This is a genomic window from Nocardioides sp. (assembly GCF_016462705.1).
Taxonomy (GTDB): Bacteria; Actinomycetota; Actinomycetes; order Propionibacteriales; family Nocardioidaceae; genus Nocardioides.
The window spans coordinates 1-8,865 of sequence record NZ_JAEMSS010000171.1 but is presented as its reverse complement, the minus strand read 5'-3'; the positions used below and the strand labels follow the sequence as shown (position 1 = coordinate 8,865).

Annotated in this window: 10 protein-coding genes and 1 riboswitch; of the genes, 1 reads left to right on the top strand and 9 read right to left on the bottom strand. The window is 73.4% G+C overall.

Annotated elements, in window-relative coordinates; translation table 11 throughout:
• A partial coding sequence (locus tag JHD21_RS17845) for a GNAT family protein (protein ID WP_292677906.1) occupies positions 1-539 on the top strand: 539 nt, incomplete at its 5' end.
• Here the strand turns inward: JHD21_RS17845 and ribH are convergent.
• The 9 genes from ribH to JHD21_RS17800 all read right to left on the bottom strand — a co-directional run.
• Positions 526-1,014, bottom strand: a complete 489-nt coding sequence (gene ribH, locus JHD21_RS17840; RefSeq protein ID WP_292677904.1) for a 6,7-dimethyl-8-ribityllumazine synthase — start codon at positions 1,012-1,014, stop codon at positions 526-528. The genes JHD21_RS17845 and ribH overlap by 14 nt on opposite strands.
• The gene (locus tag JHD21_RS17835) at positions 1,011-2,294 is read right to left on the bottom strand and encodes a bifunctional 3,4-dihydroxy-2-butanone-4-phosphate synthase/GTP cyclohydrolase II (protein ID WP_292677902.1); all 1,284 of its coding nucleotides are present in this window, start codon (positions 2,292-2,294) and stop codon (positions 1,011-1,013) included. The genes ribH and JHD21_RS17835 overlap by 4 nt, the downstream gene beginning before the upstream one ends.
• A complete protein-coding gene (locus tag JHD21_RS17830; protein ID WP_292677900.1) occupies positions 2,291-2,908 on the bottom strand; it encodes a riboflavin synthase in 618 nt (205 codons plus the stop codon). Before JHD21_RS17830 ends, JHD21_RS17835 begins: the two co-directional genes overlap by 4 nt.
• Positions 2,908-3,954 (bottom strand): bifunctional diaminohydroxyphosphoribosylaminopyrimidine deaminase/5-amino-6-(5-phosphoribosylamino)uracil reductase RibD, encoded by a 1,047-nt coding sequence (gene ribD, locus JHD21_RS17825; protein WP_292677898.1) that lies wholly within the window; start codon positions 3,952-3,954, stop codon positions 2,908-2,910. Before ribD ends, JHD21_RS17830 begins: the two co-directional genes overlap by 1 nt.
• 108 nt (positions 3,955-4,062) lie before the next feature.
• Positions 4,063-4,206, bottom strand: a riboswitch (FMN riboswitch).
• A 91-nt stretch (positions 4,207-4,297) separates the two neighbouring features.
• Complete coding sequence (locus JHD21_RS17820) at positions 4,298-5,035, bottom strand: metallophosphoesterase (RefSeq protein WP_292677896.1); 738 nt, start codon at positions 5,033-5,035, stop codon at positions 4,298-4,300.
• The gene (rpe, locus tag JHD21_RS17815) at positions 5,032-5,694 is read right to left on the bottom strand and encodes a ribulose-phosphate 3-epimerase (RefSeq protein WP_292677894.1); all 663 of its coding nucleotides are present in this window, start codon (positions 5,692-5,694) and stop codon (positions 5,032-5,034) included. The genes JHD21_RS17820 and rpe overlap by 4 nt, the downstream gene beginning before the upstream one ends.
• A 17-nt stretch (positions 5,695-5,711) precedes the next feature.
• A complete protein-coding gene (gene ligD / locus JHD21_RS17810) occupies positions 5,712-6,692 on the bottom strand; it encodes a non-homologous end-joining DNA ligase (protein ID WP_292677892.1) in 981 nt (326 codons plus the stop codon).
• A gap of 3 nt (positions 6,693-6,695) precedes the next feature.
• Entirely contained in the window at positions 6,696-8,105 is a 1,410-nt protein-coding gene (locus JHD21_RS17805) for a transcription antitermination factor NusB (protein ID WP_292677890.1), read from the bottom strand.
• A gap of 46 nt (positions 8,106-8,151) precedes the next feature.
• Positions 8,152-8,865 (bottom strand): methionyl-tRNA formyltransferase (locus JHD21_RS17800; RefSeq protein WP_292677888.1); only part of this gene is annotated, 714 nt, incomplete at its 5' end.

Sequence of the window (8,865 nt, the reverse complement as noted above, 5' to 3'; positions counted from 1 at the left end):
GTACCGACCGGCTCACCCTGCGTCCCGCCACCCCCGAGGACCTGCGCGCCGTCTACGCGATCCGCTCGCTGCCGGAGGTCGGGCAGTGGATGCCCGACCTCCCGGCGTCGTACGACGCCTGGGTGCTGGCGCAGGGCCGGCGCGGCGGCCTGGAGCGGATGCTGGTGGTGCTGCTCGGCGAGGAGGTGATCGGCCACCTCTACCTGCACGTCGAGGACGCCTGGTCGCAGGTCGAGGTGCGGGACCAGGCGACCCGCACCCAGGCCGAGGTGGGCTGGGCCTTCGACCCGCGCCACCAGGGCCAGGGCTACGCCACCGAGGCGGTGCGCGAGCTGCTGAGGCTGTGCTTCGAGGAGCTCGGGGTCCGCCGGGTCGTCGCGCTGGCGTTCGCCGACAACGCCCCGTCGCTGCGGGTCATGGAGAAGGTGGGGATGCGGCGGGAGGCGCTCCTGGTGAAGGAGTCGCTGCACCGTGAGCTGGGCTGGCTCGACGGCGTGTCCTACGCGCTGCTGGCCGAGGAGTGGCTCAGCGCGCCCTGACCTCGCCGGCGTGGCGGATCGCCCACACCGTCGCCAGTGCGGCCGCGGCCGCCTCGTAGCCCTTGTCCTCGACCGAGCCCGGCAGCCCGGCGCGGTCGAGCGCCTGCTGCTCGGTGTCACAGGTGAGCAGTCCGAACCCGACGGGGATGTGGTGGTCGAGGGCGACCCGGCCGAGACCGTCGGTCGCTGCTCGACAGACGTACTCGAAGTGCGGCGTGCCCCCACGGATGACGACCCCGAGCGCGACGACGGCGGAGTAGCCCCGCCCGGCGAGCGCACCGGCCGCCACCGGCAGCTCGAAGGCCCCCGGCACCCGGACCAGCGTCACGTCGACGACCTGGTGGTCGGCCAGCGCGCGCTGCGCTCCCGCGATCAGCCCGTCCATCACGACGGTGTGCCAGCTGGCAGCCACGACGGCGACCCGGAGGCTGCTGGCGTCGAACGGCTCGATGACCGCTGCCCCGGCGCCGCTCACTGGTGCACCCCCGCCCGGGCCGCCTCGCCCAGCGCGGCCGCGCTGTCCGCGAGGTCGGGGAGGTGGTGCCCCATCCGGTCCCGCTTGGTGAGCAGGTAGGCGAGGTTGTGGTCGTTGGGGTGCGGGGTCAGCGGGACCCGCTCGGCGACGGCGATGCCGTACTCCTCGAGGTTGGTGATCTTGTCGGGGTTGTTGGTCATCAGCCGCACCGTGCGGACGTCCAGGTCCTTGAGGATCTGCGTCGCGGCGCCGTAGTGCCGGGCGTCGGCGGGCAGGCCCAGGTCGAGGTTGGCGTCGACCGTGTCCCGGCCGCCGTCCTGCAGCTGGTAGGCCTGCAGCTTCGCCACCAGGCCGATCCCGCGGCCCTCGTGTCCACGCAGGTAGACCAGGACCCCCCGGCCCTCCGCGACGATCCGCTCCAGCGCCTCGTCGAGCTGCGGGCCGCAGTCGCACCGGCTGCTGCCGAACACGTCCCCGGTGAGGCACTCCGAGTGCACCCGGGTGAGCACGGGCGCGTCCCCGGAGAGGTCGCCGTAGACCAGGGCCACGTGCTCGGAGTCGTCCACGGTGATCCGGTAGCCGTACGCCGTGAAGTCGCCGTGCCGCGTGGGCAGCCGGGTCTCGGCGACCCGGTCGACCAGCACCTCGAACCGGCGCCGGTAGCGGACCAGGTCCTCGATCGAGATCATCGCCAGTCCGTGCTCGTCGGCGAACTCGCGCAGCTCAGGGGCGCGCTTGAGGGTCCCGTCGTCGTTGACGATCTCGACCAGCACCCCGGCCGGGGTGAGCCCGGCCAGCCGGGCCAGGTCGACCGCGGCCTCGGTGTGCCCGCGCCGGGCCAGCACGCCGCCCTCGCGGTAGCGCAGCGGGAAGACGTGCCCCGGCCGGGTGATCTCCCACGGCTCGGTCGCCGAGTCGGCCAGCACCCGCGCGGTGTGCGCCCGGTCCGCGGCCGAGATGCCGGTCGAGACGCCGTCCCGGGCGTCGACCGAGATCGTGTACGCCGTGCGCATCTTGTCCTTGTTGTGCGGCGTCATCAGCGGGATCTCCAGGCGGTCGAGCATGGAGCCCGGCATCGGCACGCAGATCACGCCGCTGCTGTGCCGGATGGTGAAGCCCATCAGCTCCGGCGTCGCCTTGGCGGCGGCGAAGATCAGGTCGCCCTCGTTCTCGCGGTCCTCGTCGTCGACGACGACGACCGCCTTGCCCGCGGCGATGTCCTCGATGGCGCGCTCGATGGGGTCCATCCGGACCCCCACGTGCTGCTGCGGCTCGGTCATGCTCTGTCCATCCCTTCGGGGTCCAACCGGTGTCCCAACAGCTTCTCGACGTGCTTGGCGATCACGTCGACCTCGAGGTTGACCCGGTCGCCGGGCTGCCGGCTCCCCAGGGTGGTGCGGGCCAGGGTCTCGGGGATGAGGCTGACCGTGAACCGGTCGTCGGTCGCCTCGACGACGGTGAGGCTGACGCCGTCGACCGTGATCGAGCCCTTGTCGACCAGGTAGCGGCTCAGCTCGGAGGGCATCGAGACCTCGACGACCTCCCAGTGCTCGCTCGGGGTGCGGCCCAGGATCGTGCCCACGCCGTCGACGTGCCCCTGCACGATGTGGCCGCCGAGCCGGGTCTGGGGGGTGACCGCCCGCTCCAGGTTGACCCGGTCGCCGGGCTGCACGCCCGCGAGGCTCGTCTTGTCGAGCGTCTCCTGCATGACGTCGGCGGTCCAGGTGTCGCCGTCGCGCTGGGCGATGGTCAGGCAGCAGCCGTTGACGGCGATCGAGTCACCCAGCCCGGCGTCCGCCAGCACGTGCGGCGAGTGGACGGTGAGCCGGAGGGCGTCGCCCTGGTCCTCGATCCCGGCGATGGTGCCGAGCTCCTCGACGATCCCGGTGAACATCAGTGGTCTTCCTTCTGTGGGGTGAGCGTGAGGCGTACGTCGGTCTGGCCGTCCTCGGCCGCCGGCAGGACGGTCACGTCGGCGACCTCCAGACGCAGCGCCGCGGACATCGTGGTGATTCCCAGGTCGCCGACCGCCGCGGCGCCGGCGCCCAGCAGCAGGGGCGCGACGTAGACGACGACCTCGTCCACGAGGCCCGCGTCGAGGAAGGCGGCGGCCAGCGTCGGGCCGCCCTCGAGGAAGACGTGCTGGCGGTCCCGGGCGAACAGCTCGGCCAGCGCCGCGTGCGGGTCGTGGGTGCGCAGCTGCAGGGTCTCGGCGGCGTCGTCGAACACCCGACGCGTCGGTTCGAGGTCGCGCTCCCCCATCACCACGCGCAGCGGCTGGTCGGCGAGGTCCTGGTCGGCGTCGTCGCGCACCGTGAGCCGGGGGTCGTCGACAGCCACCGTGTTGGCACCGACCAGCATGACGTCGCACAGCGCGCGCAGCCGGTGGGTGTCCCGGCGCGAGGCCAGCCCCGAGACCCAGCGGCTGGTGCCGTCGGCGGCCGCACTGCGGCCGTCCAGCGTGGTGGCGAACTTCCAGGTCACGAACGGGCGACCGTGCTCGACGGCGAACGTCCACACCCGGTTGAGCGCCCGCGCCTCCGCCAGGCCGAGGCCTTCCTCCACCTCGATACCGGCCGCCCGCAGCCGGGCCGCGCCGCCGGCGGCGACCGGGTTGGGGTCGCCCTGGGCGAAGACCACCCGGCGTACGCCGGCCGCGACCAGCTTCTCGCTGCACGGCCCGGTCCTGCCGGTGTGGTTGCACGGCTCGAGCGTGACGACGGCGGTCGCCCCGCGGGCCGCCTCGCCGGCGCGGGCCAGGGCATCGGCCTCGGCGTGCGGCGAGCCGGCGCCGCGGTGGTACCCCTCGGCCACGGTCCGGCCGTCGTCGGCCACGATCACGCACCCCACCCGGGGGTTGGGCCCCAGCGGCACGCCGGGGGTGGCCGCCAGCTCGAGGGCGCGCGACATCGCCGCCTGCTCGGCCGGGCTGAAGTCCATCGGTGTCGCCTCTCCAGGTCCGCTCACGGACTCCGGGGCGACGGCGTGTCCCACGTGCCCACCGAGACCTGGCGAACCTGGCGACCGGTGGGACGTCGCGGACCACGCCTGCGTGCGCTTCCCATCCGGACTTTGACCGTCGGTCCAGGATTTCCACCTGGTCAACCGATGACTGGCTGCCATCGGGTCGCGGACTTCTGACGTGAGTCAGTCACCGCCGGTGCGGAATTTCACCGCCCCCAGAGCACGCGAGCTTGTCTGCTCGTCGGGTCGAGTGTGCCACAGGAGGCTGGTGGTGGTCCCGGTGACGTCGCCCACACGAGGGGCGGGGCCGCTCCAGCCGCTACTGGGTCACCGGCGGCAGCGGACGGACCGGCTCGCACCACACCCGCTCGGCGGGGACGTCGACGATCTCGCGCTCCGGGTAGCGTAGGGCGGTCAGCCGGCCGCCGAACACGACGCCGGTGTCGAGGCACAGGGTGTTGTTGACCCAGGTCGCCTCGCGGACCGGCGTGTGCCCGTAGACCACCGCCGCCGCACCCCGGTAGGAGCGCTGCCAGGGCAGCCGGACCGGCAGCCCGTGCTCGTCGCGCTGGCCGGTCGTGTCGCCGTAGAGCGCGAACGACCGGGCCCGCGGCGAGTCGCTGCCGTGCAGGTCCTCGCGCAGGCCGGCGTGCGCGACCACGAGCCGGCCCTCGTCGAGCACGAGCTGGTGCGGGAGCCCTGCCATGAAGTCCGCCACGGCGACCCGGAACCGCTCGGACTCCCCCGCCAGCTGCTCCAGCGACTCGGCGAGGCCGTGCGTGGTCCGCACGGGTGCGCCGCGCAGGGCCCGCACCAGCTTGGCCTCGTGGTTGCCCGCGACGCACAGCGCGGTCCCGGCGGCTGCCATCTCCATCACCCGGCGCAGCACGCCCGGGGTGTCGGGTCCGCGGTCGACCAGGTCGCCGACGAACACCGCCACCCGCCCGTCGGGATGCGTGGTGTCGTCCCAGCCGAGCCTGTCCAGCAGCGTGCCCAGCTCGGACGCGCAGCCGTGGACGTCGCCGATCAGGTCGTACGGCGGGGGCGGGCCGCTCAACCTGCTGCTGCCTCGGCCGCCGCGCGCAGCTCGGCGACCATCCGGTCCGGGTCGTCCGCCGAGTAGACGGCCGAGCCCGCGACGAACACGTCGGCTCCCGCCTCGGCGCAGCGCTCGATGGTCTCCAGCGAGACACCGCCGTCGACCTGGAGCCAGGTCTCGACGCCGTGCTTCTCCATCAGCTGGCGGGCGGTGCGGATCTTGGGCAGGCAGAGCTCGAGGAACTTCTGGCCGCCGAAGCCCGGCTCCACGGTCATGATCAGCAGCATGTCGAGCTCGGGCAGCAGCTCCTCGTAGGGCTCCACCGGCGTCGCCGGCTTGAGCGCCATCGCCGCGCGCGCCCCGGCCTTGCGGATCTCGCGCGCCAGCCGGACCGGCGCGGCGGCCGCCTCGACGTGGAAGGTCACCGAGCCGCAGCCCGCGTCGACGTAGTCCAGGGCCCGGCGGTCCGGGTCGGCGATCATCAGGTGCGCGTCGAGTGGGACCGACGTCCGCCGCGACAGCGCCTCCACCATCGTGGGGCCGAAGGTCAGGTTGGGCACGAAGTGGTCGTCCATGACGTCCACGTGCACCCAGTCCGCGCTGCCGATCCGGGCCACCTCGTCGCCGAGGGAGGCGAAGTCGGCGTTCAGGATGCTCGGCGTGATCTGGATGCCCACGGGCCCAGCCTAGGGACTCAGTCCCCGGGGCCGGGCTCCTCGGGGGTCTCCGCTCCTTCGGCCTCGTCACGATCGGCCCACTCCAGCAGCGGCCGGAAGTCGAAGACCTGGGCGTCGATGTCGGCGTGCAGGTCACCGAGCTCGGCGAACCGCGCCGGCATCGTCGTGATCGTGAAGTCGCGAGGGTCGGCGTCGTCGACCTCGTCCCAGCGGATCGGCGCGGAGACCCGCGCGTCGGGCAGCCCCCGCACGGAGTAGGCCGCGGCGATGGTGTGGTCGCGGGCGTTCTGGTTGTAGTCCACGAAGAGCTTGCGCGGGTCCCGGTCCTTGCGCCACCAGGCCGTGGTGACGTCGTCGGTCCGCCGCTCGACCTCGCGCGCGAAGGCGAGCGCGCCGCGGCGTACGTCCTTGAACCCGTGCTCGGGATGGATCCGGACGTAGACGTGCATCCCCTTGCCGCCGCTGGTCTTGGGGAAGCCGGTCGCGCCGAGCTCGTCGAGGACCTCGTGGACGACGTGCGCCACCCGCTGGACCGTCGGGTAGTCGCAGTCGTCACCGGGATCGAGGTCGATCCGCCACTCGTCCGGCTTCTCGGTGTCCGCGCGGCGGCTGTTCCAGGGGTGGAACTCCACTGTCGACATCTGCACCGCCCAGATCACCGAGCCGAGCTCGGTGACGCAGAGCTCGTCCGCGGTGCGCCCCCAGCGCGGGAAGTAGAGCTGCACGGTCTCGACCCAGTCGGGCGCGCCCGCGGGCAGCCGCTTCTGGTGGACCTTCTTGTCGGCGAGACCCTTGGGGAAGCGGTGCAGCATGCACGGTCGCTCGAAGAGCGCGTTGACGATGCCCGGCCCGACGGCGAGGTAGTACTCGACGAGGTCGAGCTTCGTCGCACCCCCAGGAAGTGCAGCAGAGTCCGGGAAGTAGACCCGGTCCGGGTTGCTGACCCGGACGACCCTGTTGTCGACCTCGATCTCCACCGAGGGTGGCTTCGACGCCATGGCTCAGCCCTCGGCGCGCCGGAACAGCGCCATGAACATCGCGTCCGTGCCGTGCCGGTGCGGCCACAGCTGCACCGTGCCGGGCACCGGTCCGGCGCAGTCGGGGATGTGGCTCACCAAGGCGGACGCGTCCTCGAGCACGACATCCGTGCGGGCCTGGGCGATCACGTTGACGACCATGGCGGTCTCGGAGATGACCGGCGAGCAGGTGGCGTAGAGCAGCACCCCACCCGGCCGGACCAGGTCGAGAGCGGCGTTGGCGAGAGAACGCTGGAGCATCACCAGGGTGACCAGGTCGTCGGGCTTGCGCGCCCACCGGGCCTCAGGCCGACGCCGAAGCGCGCCCAGCCCGGTGCAGGGAGCGTCGACCAGCACCCGGTCGAAGCTCCCGGGACGGTAGGGCGGCCGGGTGCCGTCGGCCGTGACGATGCCGGCGACCCCGTCGGCTCCCTGGAGCGCCCGGGCCACGAGCCCGGTCCGGTGCCGTTGCAGCTCGCTGGCGACCACGCTGGCACCCCGCCCCGCCGCGATCGCGGCCAGCAGCGCGGCCTTGCCGCCGGGCCCGGCACACAGGTCCAGCCACCGTCGGTCCGGCCCGGCCAGCGGGGCGTCGGCCAGCACGGTCGCGACCAGCTGCGACCCCTCGTCCTGGACCCCGGCCCGCTGCTCGCGCACGGCGGGGATCGCCCCGGGGTCGCCACCGGCCATGACCACGCCGTAGGGCGAGTACGGCGTCGGCTCGCCCGGCAGCTCCTCGCGGGTGGACCTCCCTGGCCGCGCGACCAGGGTCACGGCGGGTGCCACGTTGTCGGCGGCGAGCAGCTCGGGGAGCTCGGCCCCGCCGACCGCGTTGCGCAGCTCCTCGACGACCCACTCGGGGTGGCTGTAGGCGACGGCGGCGTGGCGGGTCGGAGCGGTCCGCGGGTCCGGTGCCACCCGGGAGACCCACTCGTCGAGGTCGTGCTCGGAGACCTTGCGCAGCACCGCGTTGGTGAAGCCCGCCGCGGCCGCCCCGGTGCGCAGGTGAACGAGGTCGACCGTGGTGCTGATCGCCGCGTGCGCAGGAACCCTCATGGACAGCAGCTGGTGGGTGCCGAGCCGGAGGGCGTCGAGCACCCGGGCCTCGATCTTGGTCATCGGCCGATCCGAGCAGGCGGCGATGACGGGGTCGTAGGTGCCGCGGAGCCGGATGGTGCCCGAGGCGAGCTCGGTGGTGAACGCCGCGTCCCGGCCGGAGAGCTTGTAGTGCGCGATGGCCGCCGGCAGGACGAGGTTGGTGTAGGCCTTGTCGACGCGCACGGTCTTGAGCACGTCGAACGCCGCAAGCCGGGCCGGGTCGACCTCGAGCCGCCGTCCGCCCCCGCGTCCGCCGGCCGCCGGCCGCTGCTGCCCCCGAGAACGGGGCTCAGCCATCGGGCCCCGCGCCGCGGGTCGCCACACCAGCACTCATGCCACGAACCTAACCGAACTCGGTGACGGTCTCGCCGCGAAGGCCCCGCGCCCAGTCCGGTGCGGGCATCTGCCGGGAACCGAACGCCTTGACCTCCCCCAGCCGCACGGCCGTCGTGCCGGTGCCGACCAGCACCTCGGACCGGCCGATCCGGACCTCACCAGGCGCCAGCGTGTCGTCCGTCGGCGACACGGGGCCGAGCTTGACCCGCTGCTCGTCGCCGGACCGGGCGAGCGTCGTCCAGGCACCGGGCGCGGGCGTGCAGGCCCTGATCCTGCGGTCCACCGCGTCCGCGGGCTCCGTCCAGTCCACGCGGGCGTCCTCGACGGTGATCTTGGGGGCCAGCGACACCCCGTCCGAGGGCTGCTCGCGGGCCTCCAGCGAACCGTCCGCGATCCCGTCGAGGGTCACGACGAGCAGACCGGCGCCGCCCTCGGCCAGCCGGGCCAGCAGGTCGCCGGCGGTGTCGGTGGGACGGATCCGCTCGGTCATGACGCCGAAGGTCGGACCGGCGTCCATGGCCTTGACGATGCGGAAGGTCGTCGCCCCGGTGAACTCGTCGCCGGCCCACACCGAGTGCTGGACGGGGGCGGCGCCACGCCAGGCCGGCAGGCACGAGAAGTGCAGGTTGACCCAGCCGTGCCTCGGGATGTCGAGCGCGGACTGCGGCAGCAGGGCGCCGTAGGCGACGACCGGGCAACAGTCCGGCGCGAGGGCCCGCAG